Source organism: Salipiger thiooxidans (assembly GCF_900102075.1).
Classification (GTDB): domain Bacteria; phylum Pseudomonadota; class Alphaproteobacteria; order Rhodobacterales; family Rhodobacteraceae; genus Salipiger; species Salipiger thiooxidans.
On sequence record NZ_FNAV01000005.1, the window covers coordinates 37862 to 60631 of the forward strand.

General features: G+C 63.0%; 14 protein-coding genes and 3 pseudogenes. 6 read left to right on the top strand and 11 right to left on the bottom strand.

Annotated features, from left to right (window positions below; translation table 11 throughout):
* Position 1 precedes the first annotated feature (1 nt).
* The 3 genes and pseudogenes from BLQ77_RS08450 to BLQ77_RS08460 all read right to left on the bottom strand — a co-directional run.
* Positions 2-1153, bottom strand: coding sequence for a right-handed parallel beta-helix repeat-containing protein (locus tag BLQ77_RS08450; protein WP_110476887.1), 1152 nt, complete (start codon positions 1151-1153; stop codon positions 2-4).
* Between the two features lie 155 nt (positions 1154-1308).
* Positions 1309-2292 (bottom strand): glycosyltransferase family 8 protein, encoded by a 984-nt coding sequence (locus BLQ77_RS08455; RefSeq protein WP_089957876.1) that lies wholly within the window; start codon positions 2290-2292, stop codon positions 1309-1311.
* Between the two features lie 196 nt (positions 2293-2488).
* Positions 2489-2943: pseudogene (locus BLQ77_RS08460) on the bottom strand (transposase); the annotation flags it as partial.
* Positions 2944-3159: 216 nt separating this feature from the next.
* On the opposite strand from BLQ77_RS08460, the gene BLQ77_RS08465 reads away from it, so the two are divergent.
* The 3 genes and pseudogenes from BLQ77_RS08465 to BLQ77_RS29285 all read left to right on the top strand — a co-directional run.
* Positions 3160-4218: an acyltransferase family protein gene (locus BLQ77_RS08465; RefSeq protein ID WP_089957879.1), complete on the top strand. Its 1059-nt coding sequence runs from the start codon at positions 3160-3162 to the stop codon at positions 4216-4218.
* Between the two features lie 66 nt (positions 4219-4284).
* A pseudogene (locus tag BLQ77_RS08470) lies at positions 4285-5287 on the top strand (transposase).
* A 54-nt stretch (positions 5288-5341) separates the two neighbouring features.
* Positions 5342-5603, top strand: a pseudogene (locus tag BLQ77_RS29285) (transposase); the annotation flags it as partial.
* Here BLQ77_RS29285 and BLQ77_RS29290 read toward each other — a convergent pair.
* Positions 5502-6032 carry a recombinase family protein gene (locus tag BLQ77_RS29290; protein ID WP_242661663.1) on the bottom strand — a complete coding sequence of 177 codons (531 nt, stop codon included), beginning with the start codon at positions 6030-6032 and terminating at the stop codon, positions 5502-5504. The pseudogene BLQ77_RS29285 and the gene BLQ77_RS29290 sit on opposite strands and share 102 nt — an antisense overlap.
* A 1370-nt stretch (positions 6033-7402) precedes the next feature.
* Between BLQ77_RS29290 and BLQ77_RS08490 the strand changes: the two genes are divergently transcribed.
* The 3 genes from BLQ77_RS08490 (at position 7403) to BLQ77_RS08500 (ending at position 13457) form a co-directional block, all read left to right on the top strand.
* Positions 7403-10462, top strand: a complete 3060-nt coding sequence (locus BLQ77_RS08490) for a LamG-like jellyroll fold domain-containing protein (RefSeq protein ID WP_089957885.1) — start codon at positions 7403-7405, stop codon at positions 10460-10462.
* Between the two features lie 472 nt (positions 10463-10934).
* Positions 10935-11900 carry a glycosyltransferase family 2 protein gene (locus BLQ77_RS08495; protein WP_089957887.1) on the top strand — a complete coding sequence of 322 codons (966 nt, stop codon included), beginning with the start codon at positions 10935-10937 and terminating at the stop codon, positions 11898-11900.
* 21 nt (positions 11901-11921) lie between these two features.
* Positions 11922-13457 (top strand): MATE family efflux transporter, encoded by a 1536-nt coding sequence (locus BLQ77_RS08500; protein ID WP_089957890.1) that lies wholly within the window; start codon positions 11922-11924, stop codon positions 13455-13457.
* Positions 13458-13473: 16 nt separating this feature from the next.
* Here BLQ77_RS08500 and BLQ77_RS08505 read toward each other — a convergent pair whose 3' ends face one another.
* The 7 genes from BLQ77_RS08505 to rfbF form a co-directional block, all read right to left on the bottom strand.
* Complete coding sequence (locus BLQ77_RS08505; protein WP_089957892.1) at positions 13474-14412, bottom strand: glycosyltransferase family 2 protein; 939 nt, start codon at positions 14410-14412, stop codon at positions 13474-13476.
* Between the two features lie 93 nt (positions 14413-14505).
* Entirely contained in the window at positions 14506-15300 is a 795-nt protein-coding gene (locus BLQ77_RS08510; protein ID WP_089957895.1) for a CpsD/CapB family tyrosine-protein kinase, read from the bottom strand.
* Positions 15301-15354: 54 nt separating this feature from the next.
* Complete coding sequence (locus BLQ77_RS08515) at positions 15355-16893, bottom strand: GumC family protein (RefSeq protein WP_008886687.1); 1539 nt, start codon at positions 16891-16893, stop codon at positions 15355-15357.
* Positions 16894-17016: 123 nt separating this feature from the next.
* Positions 17017-18186: a class I SAM-dependent methyltransferase gene (locus BLQ77_RS08520; protein ID WP_089957898.1), complete on the bottom strand. Its 1170-nt coding sequence runs from the start codon at positions 18184-18186 to the stop codon at positions 17017-17019.
* Position 18187: 1 nt separating this feature from the next.
* On the bottom strand, positions 18188-19357 hold the full coding sequence (locus tag BLQ77_RS08525) for a class I SAM-dependent methyltransferase (protein ID WP_089957901.1): 1170 nt from the start codon (positions 19355-19357) through the stop codon (positions 18188-18190).
* Between the two features lies 1 nt (position 19358).
* Positions 19359-21656, bottom strand: coding sequence for an NAD-dependent epimerase/dehydratase family protein (locus tag BLQ77_RS29030; RefSeq protein ID WP_207545827.1), 2298 nt, complete (start codon positions 21654-21656; stop codon positions 19359-19361).
* 2 nt (positions 21657-21658) lie between these two features.
* Entirely contained in the window at positions 21659-22435 is a 777-nt protein-coding gene (gene rfbF / locus BLQ77_RS08540) for a glucose-1-phosphate cytidylyltransferase (protein WP_008887161.1), read from the bottom strand.
* Positions 22436-22770 lie beyond the last annotated feature (335 nt).

Sequence of the window (22770 nt, forward strand, 5' to 3'; positions counted from 1 at the left end):
GCTACCGGTCCAGCAGCTCGCGCAAGCGCTTCTGCGCCCCGTAGCGGGTGCCGAGCGCCACCGGCGAGCCGGCCGTCGGAACGTAATCCTGCCAGGCCCTGCCGTTGCCCGCGAAGAGCTTGGCGAAATGGTTCGGAGCGCTTGCCCGGGTCGAATAGACGTAATTGTCGCCGACCGTGGCGTTGCCCTGGTTAATGATCCCGGCAGTTACGTTTCCGTCGACAACAACGCCGCTCGTGGTCGAGTTGATGCGAATGGTCCCGCCGTCACCTTTCGGCCAGGGCAGCACGGTGTTGTTCAGGACCTTCACGCCGCCCGAGGTGTTGGCGACAATGATCGTGTTGGGCGTGCCGCCCATCACCAAGTTTTCCTCGATAAGGATGTTGTTTCCGCCAATGGCGAGCGGTTGCATCCAGAGCTCACGGTCGCCGGTCGACGGATCGTCGTAGATCAGGTTGCCCCGGATCACGATGTCATGCGGCCAGTCGGCGCCACGGTTGATGAACTGGATGCCGTCAGCGTGGGTATAGGTGCCATCCGGGTATCTTTGCGGAGCCGCATCCTCGAGCGAGTTGTTCTGGATCGTGCCTTGCGAGGACGCGCCGATGATCCGGATGAGGTCGTCGTTGATGCCACCCGGCACGCGTCCAATGACGTTGCCGGAAATGTCGAACGTATCCACGGTATCGAAGTTCAGGGTCGCGGGAATGTCGTTCCCCTGCAGCTCTATGTTGCTGCTGAATAGAGCCTCGGACCAGGCTTTGAGCCTCGAGTTGACTATCCGGACCTTGTCGGCGTCCTTGATCACGAGCCTTTCGGTCACCGTAACGCCGTCGATGATCAGGTTCCCGCCGGAGACCGTGAAAGTTCCGAAGACAGCACCGCCCGGGCTCGACGCTCGTAGCGAGACGGTCGCGGGGAACGCACGATCAATGGTCAGATCGCCGTAGTCGCCGTCGGGAAGCGAGATGACCTCGCCGCCCTTTGCGCCCTTCAGCGCAGCGATGAGGTCCTGCCGGTCGTTTGCGTGAGCGGTATCGGCAACCATCAACGTGGCGAAGAGAGCGATCATGGCGCTGCGCAGGCCCGGTTTCGGTCGCCAGCCTGCTGTACGGCGCACGCGTTCTGCCGCGCTTGTCTGGCTTGAGGTCATGTCAGGGCCTGTTGGATAGGTATGACGCAAGCGATTGCCGTTCCGGCTCCTTGAGGCGCGTGCGCTTGTTCAGGCGCCCATGCGTTTTTGCCGAAAGGGCCGAGCGATATGTCATCAGGGCAGTGGATGTGCCGCGAGAGGCGCGCATGCTGGCGTCATACATGTTGGGAAACGAAGCGGCGAAAGCGCTTGGCCAACACGCGCTGAATGCGTGGGATGCGATCGATTGCACGATTCAGGCGACTCGGTTTCCAGCTATTCCAGGCCGAGTTTTTGAGCGCCTCGACCCAGCGGTCCAGATATGGGTGGGTGCAGCCATCCTCCCACGGTTTGGGGCGGCCCGAATAGTGTATGATATAAGGGTCCTGCAAAAGCGCCTGAAAGACCTCGGCCGAGTAGGGGGTGTCCCGCGCTGCATCCAGCTTGAACACCGATGCCATCTGGTTCCATCTCGGATCGACGAGTTTGAAGCTATCGTGAAAGACGATGTTGAGCGCGTCATTGTCGGGAAAGGTCAGATCTGGATAGTTTCTGAGGCATTCAATCAGCTCGGATGCACGGGTCTTGGTGAATTCTTTCATGTCGAACACCAGCACGCCCGACTGGAAATAACTGTCGCCATCTTCGATGCCGTAACGGGAGATGTCCTCCGGTGACAGCAACGCTCTCAGTCTCTTGATGTGGTCGTTCGAGGTGGGAAGGTCCTGGATCGCAAGCAGTCCCGCTCCGTCGAACGGCGTGTTCCAGAGAGGGGACAGGTCGGTCGCTACGATGATGTCCGTGTCCAGATAGATCGCTCTGTCGATATTCGGGATAACTTCAGAAATCAGGAGCCTGGCATAGGCCGCGGGAGGATAGGGTCGATTGGAGGATGTAAAGAGGTCTTCCAGAAGCTTCCGGTTTTCTCCGGTGATTTCGTGCCAACAGAGCGTGTCGTCCCTTCCATCAAATTGTGACGCGATGCTCTTTCTGTTGGATCGGCTGATACGATATGAGAGGACGTGGATATTTATCGGAGTCCCTTCGGCTCTGTTTTCAAGGGCGGATGCAATTGAAACGCCGAGCGGAAGGGCTTGTATGTTGTCACATGCGTAAACGACATTTATTCTTTTGTCTGGCTGGTGGGTGGAAATAGACATCCGTGATCCTGATGAGCTGAGCGTTCAAATGCAGTGTGTAAGAAAAATCGGACTTGTCTGAATTCTTAGCATTACCGGGTCTTCGTCGCAACGTTTGATGGGTGCACGCGGCATTGGGGCAGAAGTCGGCATCGGGACATGATGGCCCTTTCCCAGCTGAGGTCAGGCCACGCGTTCGATCTCGGCTGCCGGAGGCCCTCGAGGTGATCCGCTGGCCGAAGGATTTCGGGGTCCTCATCCGGGCCTCGACCCGGCTGCGGACATGACAGCGGGACCACCTTTTCCAGATCGCCCGGACGAGGCGCCGGGTTGCCCTCAGGATATCGTGGCGGACCAAGGCGGCGGGGCAATATTCTTTCCAGAGGCGGCGATTTCTGCGGATCAGAGCGGCGGCATGACTGCCCCCCGGTCCGAAGGAATGCTGAGCCCCTGTGCCACCGCGCGCGAGGATCGCCGCATGGCAACGGCGGGTGTTGAAGGCGCCATCACCGGCAACGGTGCCGATGTCCTCGCCTTCCGGGATCTGGTCCAGAAGATCAGGGTGCAAGGGCCTGTCCACTGCCCGACAGTGGTTTGCGCAGCACAACCACGAGAGGGGCCCTCGCGGCTAGATGTGAATTCCAACGCCCGGATTTCGCCGGTCGCCGTGTCTTCTGGGCGAACGCTGCCGATTCGCGGCGTGATACGCCAACTTCCAGCTTTTGGCTCGACCGCAGACGGAACTCGTTGCAAAGACGCTTGTCCGGAGGACAAGATCGGCCAATTTTGGTGACAGACTGCAGACCACCTTAGGAAAGTCGGTTGATGTCGGCTATACCCTTACCATTAGATTTAGCAAGGTTTGCAAAATGTACATTGAGCATCGCAATGGAGGCATCGGCGATGGTTCTGGGTGATCTGGCGCAAGGGCGCGACAACAACCTGAACCTGATCCGTGCAATCGCCGCAACCGCTGTCCTTGTCTCACATGCATGGCCGATTGCGCTGGGAGGGGAAACCCCCGAGCCTCTCTCAGGTCTCACGGGCCGATCTCTCGGAACATGGGCAGTCGACGTGTTCTTCGTGATCTCGGGTTTCTTGATCGCGGCAAGCTTTTCTCGTCGACCAGATGCAGGCGCCTTTCTGTCCGCGCGCAGCCTTCGCCTCTTTCCCGGCCTGTTTGTGTCGCTTCTGCTTGTCGCTTTCGTCATGGGGCCACTCGTCACGACGCTGCCGCTGGCAACCTATCTGAATGATCCGGACCTGAGTTGGTTCATGATCAGAAACATGGCCTTGGTTTCGCCCCTTTACACTCTGCCCGGAGTGTTCGAGACCAATCCCTATCCAACCGTCGAAGGGTCAATCTGGACACTCGTTCATGAAGTTGTCTGCTACATGGGGGTTCTGGCGATCGGTCTTCTGGGCGCCTTTCGGAATCAACGTAAGATGGCGGCAGCACTCGGTCTCTATGCCGTAGCGTGGACAGCATATGCGGTTTTCGGACAGGGATTGCATGCAAAGATTGACGCCTTGCACAGGTTGTCGCAGCCATTTGCGATTGGGGTTCTGTTCTTCTTTCTTCGCGACCGGCTTCGAATGACGGTTTGGGCAGCCTCCGGGCTATGGGGGGGGGCCTATGTATTCGCCGGTTCCGCCATAGCTTCACTTTTGCAGACCGCAGCCTTGGCCTACACGGTTTTCTTGTTGGCCTATGTGCCGCGGGGGCCTCTTCTCGCATACAACCGGATCGGGGACTATTCATACGGCATATATATCTATGCTTTCCCATTGCAGGGTCTGATGATTTGGCTGTTCGGTCCCATGACACCCGGGATGAACATCCTATTGTCTCTGCCGATCACTCTCATGTTCGCCATCCTGTCGTGGCACCTTGTCGAAGCTCCGTCACTGGCGCTGCTTCGGCGGCGCTCGGTGCTTACCGTTTAAGAGGGCTCTTTTGCACGAATCGCGTGAGCGATTCATCTTGTGAATCGAGTATGCTAGCTGGGTTCCATGAGCCAACCTACACCCCCAGCCTACAAGACCAGGAACTGCCCAGCTTACAATGATGCGCTCAAGCGCCGTGGCTCTCTGACGATCCGTTGACCGGCAGTGCATTGCGCAGCAATGTCACGAGAGGTTGGTTTGACCCCGAGATGACTTGGGATGCCACGCCGACTGGCAGGCGTGGCCGGCAACAGACCCTTGCCGTGAACATCCCCCATCGCGGCTCCAGGGGGCCGCTGCACCTGTTGATCCCTCTCGGGACAGTGCTGCGCAATGCCCTGCGAGGCAGCGGATGGACCGGAATCAGGATTGATGGCGAAGGCGAGTGGAACGCCCGCAAGCATGGCGGTCCCAAGCGGCGGGTCTGGCGCAAGATCCATCTCGGGATTGACGAGCAAACACTGGACGTCCGAGCCGTTGAAATCACAGGAAACCATATCGGCGACGCACCTGTTCTGCCCGATCTGCTCGGCCAGATCCCGGCGGATGAGCAGATCGGCAGCGTCGCCGCCGACGGTGCCTATGACACGCGCAAGTGCCACGACGCTCTCGCCGACCGTGGTGAGCATGCCGTGAACCTCCCAGGGCTCCGCCCGTTCAGGGCTGAATTGATCCACCGGATCAATTCCAGGCCGCCCTTCACCCCCGCAGGAACGCCAGGCCATGGAAGACTGTAACCGCTGGCGCGGTCGCACGAAACGAGGCACTGCGCGCATCGAAATACCTCGGTCGCGCCATCTGGCGACCCCTCTCGGCAGCATCCTGCGGATGCGCCTGCCGGGCAGTGGATGGACCGGATACCACCGCCGAAGCCGCGTCGAGACGAAACCTCTCGGGACATTTCCTTCGGAAATACCCTGCCGGTCAGTGGATGCACTGTATGAAACTGCTGGGCCAACGCCTCATGGCCCGGGATTGCGACCGTCAGGTTGCGGAAGTCCAAGTAAGAATCGCCGTCATGAACGGTTACACCGCGTTCGGCATACCCGTTCCTGTGGCCGTGGGATAATTCCGTCCGGGGAAAGGGGGGAGCCTGATCATCAGCCGATTTGTGCAACAGGGGCTGGTCTACATGTCAACTCCTCGCCAGCACCGGACGAAGCTGCACTCGACCAACACATTGGAAAGGTTTACTAAAGAGGTGAAGCGTCGCGCCGATGTCGTGGGCGTTCCGGCTTTCCTTCGGATCGGTTGCAGTCACGCCCTCACTCCCCAACGAGGCCTCAATCATGCGCCTGATCGGCGCGGTGCTCTTCGAACAGAATGACGAGTGGCAGACGGCAAGCCGCTACAGGATGGTCGGGGCCTTCGCCCGGATCGACAAGGAGGAACTCGACCCCATTCTCAGCATCACAACGAAAGTCGCCTGATAATGCCCTCAGGCGATCCGGGACATTACACCGGCTTGACGGATGTGACCCGAGCCGGGTCATCTCGATCAGCTGCTGCCAGTCGCGGCTGTTGCGCGCAAAGCGCGACACGTCCCGCGCCGCGACCGCACCGACCTTGCCCAGGCTGACCTCGGCGACCATCCGGTCGAAGCCCGCCCGCGCAACGCCGTCCGCTGCGGACCGGCCAAGGTCGTCGTCGATCGTCTCGATGCAGGACCAGCCGAGCGTCGCCAGCCGGTCGCGCATCGCATATTGCAGAGCGCCGCTCTCGCGGTTGTGCAGCACCTGGTGGGCGGTGGACTGTCGCATGTAGAGGATCGCCTTGCGCTCCAGGTGGTGCGAACTGATCATTTCATGCTTCATGTCGTGCTTCCGTCCGGCGAGGTGCCTGAGCGCCGGCGGCGTGGTCGAGGATCAGGCGGGTCATCAGTTCGGTCAGCGTCACCCGCGCCTCCTCCGGCAACGTCTGCCAGTGCGGCGCCGGGACCGGATCGGCGTCGCTGGGCCGAGTGAATACCTCGAGCTGTTGTGGTGCTGGCCGGCGTGGCATCGGCATCTCCCGGAATCGCCTGTTGGGAGCTCGATGCTGCGCTCGAATCTGGCATTTGCGATGCGCCATCACGAACGCCAGCCGCATCGTGCAGCAATGCCGCCAGAACTCGCAAAGCCGCCACTGAGGCAACCGGCGTCGCCCCGACGTGCCAGCACTGACAGGCCGCCCGATCGAACATCCAGACGGGAACCTCCAGCCGTCGGTCCGACGACATACCGCTCAGGCTACAGCGAAACGCAGCCCAGCCTGCCTTCGAGATCACGTCGTGTTCGTGAACAGCTCGCCCAGTCCAGGGGGGCCAAGGGCAGAGCACCTCGCGCTCCTACGTCCCGTGGGTGGTCTGTGATTGAGGTGTACAACATGGTCAGACCGCATTCAGCTCTCGGGGGCTGGACACCGGTCGAGGCCCATCAGGGCCCTGACCTTCAGGCGGCAGCAGGGTCACCAGGCAAGCTTAGCAGCGCAGCAAACCTGTCCGGGCAATCGCGACCACCTCATTGCCAGAGGAATCTGTCGTAACGTCAGCTTTTTGCCCGACGTCTCATCTACTTAGGCGTGGTCCAGTGTTGCGCCTCAAAGTATAGCTGCGCTGCGGCGAAAACTTGCCGAGTGTTGTGATTTGTGCGTTGCTGATCAGTTTTCGACCTTGACCAGAACGTGCCGCGCTGCGGTGGTCGGGCATGCCCGCAGCATCGGGTCCTAGTATGCATACAAATGGATGTGTTTCCAATCGCTTCCAAGATTGACCGAGGACGGCGCAGTTCGGACATGATGGGCATCGTACCTAGCCCGTATCTATGCGCAGGGGCCGGGGGCCGCAATTTCGGCGGAAAAACGGTGTGCTGCGCATACCGATCTCGGCGTGAATATGCCGCCGACTTTAGGCCAAATTGCGAGGTTCGTGAGCCGGTGCTAGGAGTGGTCACCAAGTCTTAAGTCTTTCGTGAGACATTGAGAAGGTGGCCACTGTGTGGCCCTCAGTGAGTGACCAATACCTTTGGTATCCGTAGGCGCGTAGCTCGATCGTTATTGGGCTCGTGCCGGTACGATTTTCAGCCCCGTTTTTTTAGTCCTGACAAAAGGACCGGTTCTCACCGGGCGCTGGTCTTTTGCGGGCGTGGGGCAGTGACACTCTGAATCCGTAGGGACGGATTCGGCCATTACGAATGGAGCAAGAAGTATGGCAACCATAACCGTGGGCACCAGTGCCCAGCTCGCCCAAGCCCTGAGCGAGGTCTCATCTGGTGACACCATCGTCCTGGCAGACGGCAACTACGGGAACATGACGATCGCGACGGACTTCCCGTCGAACGTGACGATTACCGCGGCAAACCCGCTTGGTGCCGCGTTCGGAAGCCTCTCGGTCACGGGAAGCAATCTGACCTTCGACGGTGTTTCGTTGACCGGTCGCCTGGTCGTATCCGATGCGCAGCACGTTGCGATCGTGAACTCGAAACTCGGATCCTGGTCTGATGTGCGCTACAGTCAGGATATCACGCTGAAAGGCAATGACGTTCCGGGCAGCATTCAAATCGATACGGTTGATACGTTCGATCTTTCCGACAACATTATCGGTCGTGTGCCGGGGGGCATCAACGATGACCTCGTCCGGATCGTGGGGAAAACGTTCAACGGAACCATCGAGAACAACACGCTCGAGGACGCGGCGCCCCAAAAATACCCTGACGGCACCTACACTCATGCCGACGGGATCCAGTTCCTCGCCCGCGGCGCGGACTGGCCGCATGACATCGCGATCCGGGGCAACCTGATCTACGACGATCCGTCGACCGGCGACAGTTCTCTCTGGATGCAGCCGCTCGCCATCGGCGGCTACAACATCCTGATCGAGGAAAACCTGATCATGGGCGGGACACCGAACACGATCATCGTTGCCAACTCCTCGGGCGGCATCGAAGTGCTCAACAACACCGTCCTGCCTTGGCCCGGCGGCGGCGGCGGCATCATTCGTGTCAACTCGACCACGAGCGGCGTTGTCGTCGACGGAAACGTGGCCGCGGGAATCCTTAACCAGGGCAACGCGATTGTCGGCGACAACTACGTCTATTCGATCAGTTCCGGTGCGGCGGACTATTTCGGCAAGATCCTCTCGGGTGACGGTCTCGACTGGCAGGACTACGTTCCCGTCTCCGGTTCCGCCATCGATTTCGGCTCCGGCTACGGTGCTCAGGAGCGTCTCCTCTACCTGCTCGAGAACGGCTGGACGCCCTTTGAAGGCGGAACCGAAGAGCCCGTCGTCGAGGAGCCGACTGTCGAGGAGCCGACTGTCGAAGAGCCCACCGTCGAAGAGCCGACTGTCGAGGAGCCGACTGTCGAAGAGCCCACCGTCGAAGAGCCCGGTGCGGAAAAACCCGCAGAAACGCCGAACGTCGAAGAACCCGGTGTGCAAGAGCCCGCCACCCCGACCGATGCGAGTGTCGTTCTTGCCTCGGCCGGGATGCACCAGATCAACGGCGCTGGCGACGTGATTGAGATGGCGCCCGACGCAGGCTGGGACGTCGCCGAGGGGACGATCCGCTTCAGCTTCAACGCGGATACGGTTTCGGGGCGCAGCGGTCTGGTGTCGCGTGACGCCTATGGCGATGGCGCGCATTTCACCTCCTACATCCAGAACGGAACACTATGCGTCCGCTTCCAGGACGCCGGTGTTGACACGACGCTGACGTTCAGCGGCATCGAGGCCGGGACCGACTACGAGGTCACAACCTGCTTCGGGCCGGACGGCATCATCCTGTTCCTGAACGGCGAGCAAGTTGCTTCGAGCGGAAACGCCGCAAGCCTCGAGGGCAATGGCCAGTACCTCCAGATCGGTGCGAACGGCTGGGCCAGCGAATCCGGCTCGGCGGGCTTCACCGACATCCTCGATGGCAGCATCGGCGAGGTCACCATCACGGACACCGCGATGACCGCGGCAGAACTTGATGCGATGCTCGAAGGTTCGGAAGAACCGGCGGTCGAGACCCCGACGGAAGAGCCGACGGAGACCCCTACCGAAGAGCCGACAAAAGAGCCGGTCGAGACCCCGACCGAAGAGCCGGTTGAGACCCCAACCGAAGAACCTGTCGACGCTACGGAGGTCACGCTGGTCCCTGGCATGGTCGACATGTCCAGTGCGGGGGACGTCATCGAATGGGCGCCGGACCACGGCTTCAACGCGGCGGAAGGCACGATCAGCTTCAGCTTCGAGGCCGACACCGTCTCGGGCCGCTACGGCCTGCTTTCGCAGGACGCTTACGGCAACGGTGATCACTTCAGCGCCTATATCGAGAACGGCGACCTGAACATCCGCTTCCAGACCGACGATGGCGAATCCGTCCTGAAAGCCGACGTCGCAGCGGGCACGCTCTACGACGTGTCGATCGATTACGGCAGCGACGGCATCGACCTCTTCGTGGACGGCGCTCTCGTGGCGGAAAGCGACTTCGTCGCGGACCTGACGGCGAGCGGCCAGTACACCCAGGTCGGCGCGCTCGGCTGGGCGAGTGCGGACGGTGCGTCGGGCTTCACGAACGTCTTTGACGGGCGGATCGGCGAGGTCACGTTCGGAACCGCTACGGACGGAGTGGACGACTCGCTGGAAGGTGGGGCGACGCCGCCGCTGCTCGACGACATGCTGTACTACCTGGAGGGTGGAGACATCTCGAAGCCGGCAGATGTGACCGAGTTCGATCCGGGCGACGTCCTTGACCTGACCGAGGCCACCATCGCCTTCACCTTCGAGGCGGACCAGGTGTGGAACCCGGGCGGGTTGGTGAGCCGTGACGCCTCCGGAAACGGCGATCACTTCACGAGCTACATTGAGAACGGCAATCTCTACGCACGTTTCCAGAACGACGAAGGCAGCAAGACGCTGTCCACGTCGGTCACGGAGGGTGTCGAACATTCGGTGCAGATGACGTTCAATGGCAGCGTCGTCACTCTCGCCATGGATGGCGAAATCGTCGATCAGGCCGACTTCGACGCGAGCTGGGAAAACAATGGCAACTTCATTCAGGTTGGCGCCAATGGCTGGGCCAGCCGGCAGGGGACTGCCGGGTTCGCCGACGTCTTCGACGGGTCGATCACCGACGTAATGATCTTCAATTCGGCGATGACCCCGGACGAACTCAGCGTGCTCGACACGGTCGACGTGGCTGCAGAGGCCGACATGCTGGTGCTCAACGCCGAGCTTGCGGACTCGTCGCAGAGCCTGCTGTTCTGGGACGACATCCTGGGCTGAGCTTGCCAACAGGATCCCCTGCTCTATCGAAGGATCGACGGAGCAGGGGCACAACAGAGTTTTCAGCGGGGGCGGTTCGCGTTAGCGAGCCGCCCTCGTTTCGTCTCTGTCGGAATACACCTCCAAATGCTGGACCTGGGCCGCCTCGCAAAGCGCGGCATCTTCATTGTCCAGACGCCCTGCGAAGGCCGGAAAGACCATAAAACATTGACGGGTCCGGGCTCCTCGCGTAGCGTTTCGGAGCGATCCCGCACATCGGAGTCGTTGCTTTGTTTTGCCTGATATCGCTTCGGCGAAAGTTCATTTTGTAGATCCCGAGTGTCCGGATGGCCCGCAAGGTCCGCTTCGGCGTTGCCGGCACGGGACATGTGTTACCGGAATTGCCAACCATGCTTTTCACCTCCGAAATTCATGAAATGGGTCTCCCCGACGGGCGGCTCGGAGCATTGGTGCGCTGCCGCGAGTGCCCGCTATGAGCGGAGCCGACCTGTGCATCATCATCCCCGTCTATAACCGTGCCGCGACCGTCGGACGTGCCATCGCCAGTCTGAAGTGCGCCGGTCCCAATCCGATCGAGGTCGTCGTGGTCGATGATGGCTCGAGCGATGACAGTGCCCAGGCTGCCCGCGCGGCGCTGGCGCTCAACCCCGATCTGCGGGGGCGGGTGATCACACAGACCAACGCCGGACCGGGAGCCGCGCGAAACACCGGGGCCGCGGCCACGGATGCTCGCTACCTCGCGTTTCTCGACAGCGACGACTACTGGCTGCCCGGGGCGCTGGACGCGCTCGTCGAGGCGATCCGCACGGCGGAAGCTCCGGCGCTGATCTTCCTCAAGACCGTGGATGCCGCGGATGGCGACACCCTCGCGACCGGTTCCGAGCCGATGACCGCTCGCAGCCATTCGGGCTTTCTCGAAGCGGTCGAAAGGGATCCGGGCACGCGCTACGGCTCGTGCAATGTCGCGGTCCGCGCCGATGTCTTTGCCGGCCTTGGCGGTTACGCCACGGACATCCGCTGTTCCGAGGACACCGACCTCTTCCTCCGCGCCGCCGCCGCCGGGCCGTGCATGGTTCTCGGGGGGCGCCCGCTTGTGGTGCATCACGTTGGCCGCGGCGACAGCCTCACCTCGAATTTCCCCTCCGTCCTCGAAGGGTTCGAACGCATGCTGCGCGCGGAGGGGGAGGGGCGCTATCCCTGTCTCCCGGGGGACGCCGACGCCAAGGCCCGGTTCCTCGGCAAATGCACTGCGCATACCATCCGCGAAGCCTTTGTCGCCGGCCGCCCAGCGAAAGGCTACCGGCTGCTCTTGCGGCACACCGGGCTTCTGGTCCGGGCGCAGAGCTGGCACTGGCTGATGCGACTGCCGATTTTCCCCCTGCTTTCGCTGATCCGGCCACAGTCCTACCCGATGCGGTGGGCGGCGGGCCGGGACTGAGAAAGCGTACAGGACAAGTTCATGACACTGGTTCCCCCCCGCAAACTGCGTGTGCTGGTCAATTCCGCGAGTGGCATTGGCACGGTGTTGGTCAACGTCATCTTCGTCTTCTGGCTCTACCAGTATCTGCTCGCGCGCGTGCCGGCCGAAGAGTTCGCGATCTACCCGCTGATTTCGATGCTCCTGCTGCTGGTGCCCTTCATCATCTCGTCCTACGCCAGCGCCCTCAGCCGGTCGGTGATCACCGCCTATTCCGAGGGCCGACCGGACGAGGTGATGCGGTTGCACTCCTCTCTGGTCTTCGCCCTCATGGGGTTCATCGCGGTGCTGCTGCTGGTCGGTAGCATCGGGGCCATGCACATCGACTGGTTCCTGAGCATCGACCCCGAGATGCTTGGCAAGGCGAAGATCATGGCGCTACTCGTGCTGATCGAGCTGTCGCTCACGGTTTTCGTGGTGCCCTTCACCATCGCCTACGAGGTCCGGCAGATCTTTTTCCTGCGCGACGCGATCAACGTTGGGCTCAATCTGCTGAAGATCTGCCTGACCTTCGCCTTCCTCTTCGGCGTGAGCACCAGCGTCGTTTGGGTGCCGCTCGCCTCCTGCCTGACGGCCGGGGCTGCCGCAGTCATCAACATCATCGTGGCGCAGCGGATTCTGCCGGAGTTTCGCCCCGCGCTGCATCGCTTCAGCCTTGCAGCAGTGCGGGACATGCTGTCCTTCGGATTCTGGACCACGCTGGGCGGCGTCGCACTATTCATCCATCAGGGCGCGGCGATCTTCCTGTTGAATCTCTTCGGCACCCCGCAACAGGTCAACGGCTTCTTCATCGGCACGATCTTCGAACGCCGCATGACGAGCGTCATGGGCATGGCGCTGGCGCCGATCCAGCCGGTCATGGTGGCGATGGCGGCGCAGGGCAACCTGCCGCAGCTGGGCAAGACTTACGCGCGGGGCGGGCGCTATGCGCTGTGGTTGAGCATGGCCATCGGTACCCCCGGTATCGTCTACGCGCAGGAGTTTATCACACTCTACCTCGGGCCGGATCACGCGGCGACCGGTCAGGTGATGCAGATCATGTTCCTGACCTTCCCCTTCGCCTACGCCTCGGGCCTGCTGTCGCGCGTGGTCATCGCGCTGGGCGAGTTGCGGAGCTTCTTCCTGCACGCGGTGTTGTCCGGGCTCGCGATCGCCGCCGGGGTGTTCCTCGTGCTGACCCTGACCGACTACGGGCTCCTCGGAGTCGCGCTTGCGGTTCTGGCGGTGCACATCATCTGGCAGCTCGGGGTGTTCTGGCCGATGGGGCTGAAGCTCACCGGGTTGCGCTGGTCGGAGTTCCTGCGCGACACGGTCGTGAAAGGCCTGCTTCCATCACTTGGTGGGCTCTGCATCTGGTTGCCGCTGAAATACGCTGGCCTCGCCGACGGCTGGGCCGGGTTCCTGTCCTGCGGATTCTTGGGAGGGCTCGCCTATTGCGCCACGGTGGCGCTGTTCTGCCTGACGCGCGAGGAGCGCTCGCAACTGTCGGCACGGGTCAGGGCGCGGCGCGCGACCTGACCCGGACCTTCGAAATTCAGCTCGGGCGGATCCGGTCGGCGAGCACGAGTTTCAGCTCGCCGCCGAGGATCCGCCAGTGCCGTCGCATCCAGCCGAGCGCAACCGCCGTTGCACGGGCCCGCTGCGGTACAGGCATCGGGGTAACGAGCGCTGCGCGCAGGTAGCCGAGCCCGAGCCGGATATTGGTCGCCGGGAACCGTTTGCCGCGCTTGGGATCGAACCATGCGGCGAGCTTGCGCTCGACCTCGGTGCCGCTCGAGGCAGTCTTCTCGGCCGAGATGACCGACCCCTCGTCGTGGCTGCGGCGCAGGAACAGCGGCCGCTCGATCTCGAGAAAGTCGCCCTTCAGCGCCAGCTCTACCAGAAGAAGGTGATCCGAACGCGGCCAGTTCGAGATCAGACTGCTGGTCTCGAGCGCGCTGCGGCGGATGAGGCCGAAGACCGGAAAGCACATATGGATGAGCGACGAGGTGTGGTCGCCGGGTCCGATCAGCTCGTCGAGCCGGGTGGCGGGCGCCTGGCCGCCGCGGCGCATGGCGGCATCATAGAGCCCCAGCGGCGCGCCTTCCTGGTCGATGAGGAGTGTCTGGGGATAGGCGAGCGCGGCCCGGCCCGCGCTATCATTCTCGAGCGCGGCGGTGGTTTCCGCCAGGAAATCCGGCGCGAGCATGTCGTCGTAGGCTGCCCATTTGAAGTAGCGCCCGGTGGTCTCGTGAAAGACGTAGTTGAAGTTCCCTGCGGCGCCGATGTTGCTGGCGTGGCGCACGTAGCGCACCCGGGGGTCCTTGGCGCAGAACTCTCTGGCGATCTCGGCGGTGCGGTCGGTCGAGGCGTTGTCGGCGATCAGCAACTCGAAATCCTCGAAACTCTGCTCAAGGATCGAGGTGATGGCGCAGGCGAGGTATTTTTCCCCGTTCCAGACGGGCAGGCCGATAGAGACCAATGGCTTCGTCATGATGGCAACCTATGAATTCAAGTCAAAATGCGTCTTTCATAACGATCCAAGGGGGACGCAACGGAATTGTCGCGACTCCGGTGCGCGGATCGCTCAGTGATAGTCGTAGTTCGAGTGCTCGATGCCAAAGCGGCACTTGTTGAGTACGACGCCCGCGATGTTGCAGTGCTGGGACAGCTCGCGCTCGGTGGCGTCGATCTCGGCGATGGTCGTCTGCTCGGCCGCGCCGACGATGATGACGCAGTCCATCAGGTGGGCTGCCGCCATGGCATCGTCGCTGACGAAGAAGGGCGGGGAGTCGAAGAGCATGATGTCCGGCGCGAACGTGCGCTCGATCTCGTCGATGCAATCGCGGGCGCGCGAGGACTTGAGCAGCTCAGAATCCCGGTTGTGCCCCTTTGCGCTGGCCGACACCGCAAGGTTTCCGCCGATCCGGTACATCTGTTCGGCGGCGGTGACCCCGCCTGACAGCAGTTCCGTCACGTCGTGTTCGGGGCGCAGCCCGAGGGCGCGACCCAACCCGGAACGGGGCTGGTCGAGGTCCATGAGCACGCTGCGACGTTCCACCTGACGCTGGATCGCCAGCGCCAGCCCTGCGCTCACCGTGGTCTTGCCACAGCCCGGCGTCGGCGAGGTGATCATCACCCGCTTCCAGCTGTTCTTCTGCGCAAGCTCGAGCAGCCGGGTACGCAGCAGGTCAAGCGCGGCGCGGGCAGGGCCGCGCGTGTTCACCGCGATGCGGTTGCGCTCCAGATGCTTGGGGTCGGGGGTGAACGAGGCGAGCGCGTCCCAAGCCTGTGTCTTGTCGGTGGGAAGGCGGATGCCCGGGGCGATGCCCGCGGTGCGTTGCTGCCGTGCCTGTGCGATTGCCGCCTGTAGCTTGTCCATCTCGTGTCCTCTCTGTCTTTGTGCACCGTTGCGAAGCGATGGGCGATTGGCCCCTCAGAGCTTCGCGTGGGCCATGATCTTTTCGGCGAGCTGTTCCAGCGGCAGAAGCTGCTGGTCGACCGCCAGCAGCCCTGTAACCAGCGCCAGGACGATCATCGCCAGTGCGGCGACACCATACCGTCGCCGTCCCCATCCCCAGGACTTGCGGGGAGGCTCCACGAAGGGCAGCGTGCCTAGCGGCGTGATGCCGAGCTTCTTGGTCAGTTCAGACGGCTGCCGGATCTTCGGATGCAGGAATTCGAGCAGCAGGACCATCGCCGCGCCAAGGAACAGGCCTGCGGCCACCGCGCCCGCGGCGATCATCAGGCGCCGCGGCTTGGCGGGTTTGGTCGGGATGTCCGCCCGCTCGATGACCGAGAGACGCTGGCCCTTCGACATCACCTCGATGCGCTCGCCGGTGGCGGCCTGCGAGAGCCGCGATACCGCGGTGTCGTACTGAATCTGGACGTTGTCCCGGTCGCGCTCCATGGCATTGAGCGTGATCGCGTTCGAGGGCGTCTGTTCGATGTTCTCGCGAAGAGCCCCGATCTCGACTTCGAGCCCGTCCGCCAGCGTCTCGAGCGAGTTCAGCTGGCTGTCGATCTCGACCAGCTGCGCCCTGAAGACAGATTCGCGCGGGTTGGTGCCGTCTTCGGGCTCGGTGGCAGCCCCGGCGAGTTCCGCCTCGAGCCGGTTGACCCGGTTCTGCAGGGCGACAACCTTGGGATTGGTGGTGCTGAACACCGCCAGCGCCTCGCGCAGTTCGGACTGGAGGGCGCGCAGTTCCTGCTCCTCGGGGCTGAGCGGGCGCTGCTGGACGAGATCGGCGCGGCCCGTGGACTCGAAGAGATCCACCAGCCGCCGTCGCTGTTCGCCCAGCTGGCTGATCTCGCGCTGTGTCTGGGCGAGCCGTTCCTGAAGTTGTGACTGGCGGCTCAGGCGGTATTCCTGGGTCTCGGGCAGCGCGTCCACGTTCTCGTTCTTGAAGTCGAGGATGCGCTTGTCGGAAATGCTGAGCTCTTCGCCGAGACGGGCGACCTCGTTCTTGAAGAAGGTCAGCGTGTCCGCGGCAACCTCGGTCCGGAAGGCTGCGTCCTGACCGAGGGCGCGGGTCACCAGCTCGTTGACAATGCCCGCCGCCGCGGCGCCGCTCGAGGCCTCGGCCGAGATCGTCGCCGTGGTCACACGGCCGCGGCCACCGGCGAGGTAGATGTCGATCCGGTCCCGCATCGACTCCACGATCTCGTCCGGCTGCATGTCGGGCTGATCGGCGTAGAGATCGAACTTGTGCGCAAGGTCGAGCAGGTTCTCCCGGGTCATCAGGCGCTGCTGGATGATCTGGATCTGTTCGGTCAGGTCGGTGCTGACGGTCGAGGTCGCAAGCGTGGTGGGAATCTGGGAGTTCTCCACCAACAGGATGGCTTGTGCCCTGTAGACCGTCGGCAGCGTCTTGATCAGGATAAAGCCTGCCAACATCGCGGCGAAGAGCATTGCCAGGAAGATCGGCAGCCGGGTCCAGAAAATGCGGAGATAGAACTTTGGGTCAAGAAACATGGTGGGCTGTCCGGCAATAACTCGGATCGAATCCAAAAGTCACAAATGTGATCCGGGCTGAAGCATAGCACAGATCGGAAGGACGCGGGTGTCCTTTGGGGGGACGGGATGGGCCAACTCTGCTCAACCCGTCACCACGGCGAATTCCGGTGCGAGGCCCATGTTGCGGACCTGTCCGGTGATCTCGGCCTCGTAAAGCGCGTTCGAGATCAGCACCAGGTCGGGGCCGATCTCGGCGAGCTCGCCGGGGGCGACGACCGGGAGGGCGACGCCGGGGGCCAGCAGCCCGTGCTTGCGGGTGTTGAGATCGACCATCGCCGCGAGCGGGGCGCCGGCGGCGCCAAGCGCGTTGGCGAAGGTGATGCCCTTCGAACCCGCGCCCCAGATCACCGCGCGCCCGTGTACGCCCGAGAGCTTCTCGCGCCAGCTGGCAAGCGCGCCGGTGGCCGCATCACCGAAGGCGCGTGCCGCGGCCAGGACCTCGGGGGCGCCGGGGTCGAGGTAGCCGGGTTCGGGATCCGTGGGACGGGCCTCGACCATCAGGAACTGCCCGCCGTAGCCCACGCTGACCGAGGTCGGCGCAAAGCCCGCGCGGCGGAACAGCGCGATGATTGCCGGTGCCGTCCAGTAGCCCACGTGCTCGTAGATCACGTCCCACATCGACACCGCGTCGAGCATCCAGCCCGCGTTCGGCACCTCGAAGTAGACCGGCACATCGCGCTCGCCGATGGCGCGGCGGATGTCCTGCAGAAGCGACATGGGCGCGTCGAGATGTTCGAGCACGTGCCGGCAGAGGATCGCGTCGAAGGGCCGGCCGAGCTGGTCCGAGCGGAAGTACTCGGGCACGATCTCGACGCCGTCGCGGGCGGTGTAGGGCGTGTCCTTGCCTTCCATCGACGGGTCGAAGCCGGTGGCGGTCGCCACGCCGTTCGCGGCCATCAGGTCGAGCATGTGGCCGTCGCCGCAGCCGATCTCGAACACGTGCTTGCCGGCAAGGTCGAAGCGCTCCACCAGCCCCGCCGCGAGGTCCTCGGCAAAGGACTGGAAATGCGGCGAGAAGTGCAGGGCGTTCTCGTAGCCCGGCGCGTATTCCATGCAGTCCGGGTCGAAGGCCCGGTTCCAGATGAAGGCGCAGTCGGGGCAGACCACCAACTCCACGTTGCCCGAGGGCGCGGTGCGGGCCGCGCCCGCGTCGGGCCAGAGCTGGTTGCAGATCACCGGCACGTCACCCAGCGTGTAGACCGCTTCGGGATGATCGGCGCCGCAGAGGGGGCAATGGGTCGAGAGGCTCATGTCACACCGCCGTCAGTTCAGGGTTGAGCCCCATCGACGCCAGCTGGGCGCCGATCTCGGGCAGGTAGACCGGGTTCATCACGATCACGGTGTCGGGCGGCTCGGCGGCGAGGTCCTCGGGGGCAGATACCCGCAGCCCCGCACCGGGCAGGTACTTGCCCTGCTTGTAGGGGTTGATGTCCACCACGTGGCTCAGCATCGGGCCGAGCCCGTCGGTGGTGCAGAACGACACACCCTTCGAGCCGCCGCCCCAGATCGCAACCCGCTTTCCGGCGGCGTGGCGGGTCTCGACGAACTCCTTCCACTTCTTGCGGACAGTGTCGACGCGGACCGGGAAGTCGGCGGCGAGCTTGCGGAGACGTTCGAGATCGTCTTCCTCGGGCAGGGACGGGGCCTCGCCGGGACGGGCGTACTGGATGATGTACTGGTCGTCGTAGGCGAGATAGGTCCGCGTCACGCCGAGCCCGTTGCGGCGGAACAGCCGCGCGTGGCTGCCGAGCGTGAAATAGGAGCAATGCTCGTAGTAGATGTCCCAGAACGCGCCCTCGTCGAGCACGCGGGCGACGTCGGGGGTCTCGAAGAAGATGCCCACGTCGTCGCGCCCGTCGATCACCTTTGAGATGTCGCCGATGAAGGGGCCGACGTCGGGGATGTGCTCGAGCGTGTGGCGGCAGACCACGTAATCCGGGGTGTCGGCGATGGTCTGCGGGTCGAAATACTCGCGCTGGAAGCGGATCTCGGTGCCGTTGGCGCCGGGCAGGCGCTCGGGGATGAAGCCGGGATCCACCCCGAGCCCCAGCGCCCCGGTGCGCTGCACCAGTTCCTGCAGGAAATCGCCCTTGCCGCAGCCGATCTCGAGGACCTTGCGGCCCCCGAGCTCGTCGGTCTCGGCGATCTCTTCCACCAGCTCCTTGGCGAAGCGGTTGAAGGTCCCCGAGAAGTGCTGACTCTCCTCCGTGGTGGAGGCGTAGTCGACCATGGCGAGGTCGAAGAGCGCGTTGAACACCAGGCCGCAATCGTCGCAGAAATGCAGCTCGATGGGGCGTCGCGGAAAATCACGCGCCTCGGACGGGTCGTCGAGCAGGATGCAGGACTGCACCGGGATCGACTCGAGGCGGTAGATTTCCCCCGTCGCGTGAGACCCGCAGGCCGGACAGGAATATGCGGTCATGTCAGTTCTCGACGATCTCGAGGCTGGGGATCGGCACGACGAACTTGCCGCCACCGGCGAGGAAGTCCTTCTGCTGCCGGACGATCTCGTCGCGGAAGTTCCACGGCAGGATCATCACGTATTCCGGCTTGTCGGTCTTGAGCTTCTCGGGATCGTAGATCCTCACCCGCACGCCGGGCATGTACTTGCCCTGCTTGTGGACGTTCTTGTCGACCGCGTACTCGATGCTCTGGCTGTCGAGCGACAGGTAGTTGAGCATGATCGTGCCCTTGGCGGCGGCACCGTAGGCCACGATGCGCTTGCCGTCGGCACGGATCTCGGAGACCAGCTTGCGGGCTTCCTCGCGGAAGGCGCGGACGCGGGCACCGAAGTCGGCGTAGTAGTCGTAACGGTCGAGCCCGAGCGCTTCCTCTTCCGCCAGCAGGGCGGTCACCGCCTCGGACGGGTTCGGGGTTTTCTCGAAGTAGAGCCGCAGCGAGCCGCCGTGGATCGCCACGCGGCGGGCATCGTTGAGGTAGAGCCCGTGGCGTTCGAACAGCGTCTTGGCCGAGCCCACCGAGAAGTAGCAGAGGTGCTCGTGGTAGATCGTGTCGAACTCGATGAAGTCGATGAGATCGCGGACGTAGGGGAATTCCACCACCACGACACCGTTATCGGCCAGCAGATGCGACATGCCCGCGACGAGGTCGTTCTGGTCGGCCACGTGGGCCACCACGTTGTTGGCGATGATCACGTCGGCCTCGCCCCGGATCTCGCGCACCTGCTCGGCGACGCGGGTGCCGAAGAAGTCGATGATCGTGTTGATGCCTTTCTCGCGCGCCGCCGAGGCGGGCTGGCTTGCCGGATCGACACCGAGGACGCCGACGCCCTGCTCCTTGAAGTTCTTGAGCATGTAGCCGTCGTTCGAGGCGATCTCGACCACGAGGCTGCCCTTGTCGAGCCCGCGCATGTCGATCAGCTCGAGCGCGTTCTTGCGCGAGTGCGCCAGCAGGTCCTCGGAGAAGGACGAGAAGTAGACGTAGTCGTCGCCGAACATCTCTTCCGGCGGACGGGTCTCGAGCAGCTGCACCAGCGAGCAGCCGGGGCAGTAGCCGAGCCGCAGCGGCACAAGGCTTTCCTGGTTCTTGAGCGAGCCCTCTTCGAGCAGACCGTCCGAACGCGGCATCGGCCCGAGGTCGAGGATCGGCTCCAGCCCAACGCAGCCGCAGGAGATGCACGAGACCTTGGCGGCGTCCTTGCGGAAGGTGGGGTCGATGCCGTTGTCGCGGCTCTCGAGATGGTGCAGCGAGGTGTCGATGACACCGTCGGCGATGAGCTTCTTGATGTGGCCGATGCGCTGGTAGCGCGGGCCTTCGAACTCTTCGAGCGTCAGGTCCACGGCCTTGTAGGCCTCGTAGAGCGACTGGGCGCCCTTGCGCGCGTCCCACTGCGGCTTGAAGTGCGGCATCACGCGCCGGATCTTGTCGCAGTTGACCCGGTACGAGCGCTTGTCGGGCCCGGCGTCGTCGGCGAAGGTCACCTCGCAGCCCGGCACGATCTCGGCGACGATCTCGGCCAGTTCCCTGATCTGGTAGTTGTGCTCGGTGACGCCCACGTTGAACGCCTCGTTGCGGATCTTCTCGACCGGCGTCTCGAGCGTGGCGACGAAGGCGCGGCTGATGTCCTCGATATGGGTGATCGGGCGCCACGGCGTGCCGTCGGACTTCATGTGGATGTTGCCGGTGGTGACCGCCCAGGCGACGAGGTTGTTGAGCACCAGGTCGAAGCGGATGCGCGGGCTCACGCCATAGGCGGTGGCCGAGCGCAGGAAGGTCGGGCAGAAATTGTCGTCGGCCAGCTCGGCCAGCGCCAGTTCCGACTTCACCTTGCTGACGCCATAGGGCGTGACCGGGTTGAAGGCGCCGGTCTCGTCGATGAAGTCCGCGCCGCCCGCGCCGTAGTTCGAGCACGACGACGAGAACACGAAGCGCGACACGCCCGCGGCCTTGGCCGCGCGGGCCACCCGCATGGTGCCTTGAAAGTTGATGTCCTCGGTGACCTCGGGGCGGAAATCGCCCAGCGGGTCGTTCGAGAGTGCGGCGAGATGCAGGACGGCGTCGACGCCTTCGAAGTCCGAGGGCTCGACGTCGCGGATGTCCTTCAGCAGGGTCGGCACCTCGGGCATCTCGCCACCCGGTGCAAAGGTGCACCGGCTGTAGAGGTCGCTGTCGATGCCTGTCACCTCATGTCCGGCTGCCTGAAGCATCGGAGTGAGGATGACGCCAATATATCCGCGGTTTCCGGTTACAAGAACTTTCATCTTCACTTTTCCCAAAGAGCCCAGGGGCGATTGCCCGTTTCCCAAGTTTTCTGCAGATTGTGCTTGTCGCGCAGCGTATCCATCGCCGACCAGAAGCCTTCGTGGCGGTAGGCCATGAGCTGCCCGTCTTTCGCGAGGTTCTCGAGCGGTGCGTGTTCGAACATGACCATGTCGCCCTCGATGTAGTCGAAGACCTCGGGCTCGAGCACGAAGAAGGCGCCGTTGATCCAGCCCTCTGCAGTCTGCGGTTTCTCCTCGAATGCGGTGACCTGGTCGCCGTCGAACCGCATGTGGCCGTAGCGCGCAGGCGGGCGCACCGCGGTGATCGTCGCGAGCTTGCCGTGCGAGCGGTGGAAGGCGATCAGATCGTTGATGTTCACGTCGGCGACGCCATCCCCCCAGGTGAGCATGAAGGTCTCGTTGCCGATGTAAGGTTTGAGGCGCTTGACCCGACCGCCGGTCAGGGTCTCCTCGCCGGTTTCGATCAGGTCGACGCACCACGGTGCGTGTTCGATGTCATGGCGCTGAACCGGGGTGTCCTGGCCGATGCGGACGGTAAGATTGCCCGAGAGCGAGCCGTATTCAGCAAAGTAGCGTTTGATGTAGTCGCCCTTGTAACCCAGAGCGACAGCGAAATCGTTGAACCCAAAATGCGAGTAGATCATCATGATGTGCCAGAGGATCGGTTTGCCGCCGATCTCAACCATCGGCTTGGGTCTGACGCTTGTCTCTTCGGCAAGGCGCGTGCCTTTGCCCCCTGCGAGAATCGCGGTCTTCATAGATAAAACTCCGAAAAAACAACTTGGTATTACGACTGGTATGAACGTGAGGGGGGAGAAAAATGCCCCCGAAATAAGGCAATTCGTGAATCAGCTGAGACACGTATGCCAGAATTCTTGGCGCCGCGCATGCAAAAATCAACCCCAATTCGCTCCATTTCGGGCCTCTCCGGCAAGGGTGATTGAAATCTCTGCACGAGGTTGTGTCGTCAGAGTCACGCCCCGATGCATCTGGCAGCGCTTCTTACAGGTGGTTTCGGCCGGGCCGTCATGACTCCGGCGCTTGCCGCGACCTCTTGGATACAGAACAGCTTTCACGTACGGCGAATCGCCTT

What these genes read in the sequence shown, in the direction of transcription:
- BLQ77_RS08450 (WP_110476887.1), bottom strand. Translation starts at nt 1,153, where the DNA reads ATGACCTCAAGCCAGACAAGCGCGGCAGAACGCGTGCGCCGTACAGCA.
- BLQ77_RS08455 (WP_089957876.1), bottom strand. Translation starts at nt 2,292, where the DNA reads ATGTCTATTTCCACCCACCAGCCAGACAAAAGAATAAATGTCGTTTAC.
- BLQ77_RS08465 (WP_089957879.1), top strand. Translation starts at nt 3,160, where the DNA reads ATGGAGGCATCGGCGATGGTTCTGGGTGATCTGGCGCAAGGGCGCGAC.
- BLQ77_RS29290 (WP_242661663.1), bottom strand. Translation starts at nt 6,032, where the DNA reads ATGAAGCATGAAATGATCAGTTCGCACCACCTGGAGCGCAAGGCGATC.
- BLQ77_RS08490 (WP_089957885.1), top strand. Translation starts at nt 7,403, where the DNA reads ATGGCAACCATAACCGTGGGCACCAGTGCCCAGCTCGCCCAAGCCCTG.
- BLQ77_RS08495 (WP_089957887.1), top strand. Translation starts at nt 10,935, where the DNA reads ATGAGCGGAGCCGACCTGTGCATCATCATCCCCGTCTATAACCGTGCC.
- BLQ77_RS08500 (WP_089957890.1), top strand. Translation starts at nt 11,922, where the DNA reads ATGACACTGGTTCCCCCCCGCAAACTGCGTGTGCTGGTCAATTCCGCG.
- BLQ77_RS08505 (WP_089957892.1), bottom strand. Translation starts at nt 14,412, where the DNA reads ATGACGAAGCCATTGGTCTCTATCGGCCTGCCCGTCTGGAACGGGGAA.
- BLQ77_RS08510 (WP_089957895.1), bottom strand. Translation starts at nt 15,300, where the DNA reads ATGGACAAGCTACAGGCGGCAATCGCACAGGCACGGCAGCAACGCACC.
- BLQ77_RS08515 (WP_008886687.1), bottom strand. Translation starts at nt 16,893, where the DNA reads ATGTTTCTTGACCCAAAGTTCTATCTCCGCATTTTCTGGACCCGGCTG.
- BLQ77_RS08520 (WP_089957898.1), bottom strand. Translation starts at nt 18,186, where the DNA reads ATGAGCCTCTCGACCCATTGCCCCCTCTGCGGCGCCGATCATCCCGAA.
- BLQ77_RS08525 (WP_089957901.1), bottom strand. Translation starts at nt 19,357, where the DNA reads ATGACCGCATATTCCTGTCCGGCCTGCGGGTCTCACGCGACGGGGGAA.
- BLQ77_RS29030 (WP_207545827.1), bottom strand. Translation starts at nt 21,656, where the DNA reads ATGAAAGTTCTTGTAACCGGAAACCGCGGATATATTGGCGTCATCCTC.
- rfbF (WP_008887161.1), bottom strand. Translation starts at nt 22,435, where the DNA reads ATGAAGACCGCGATTCTCGCAGGGGGCAAAGGCACGCGCCTTGCCGAA.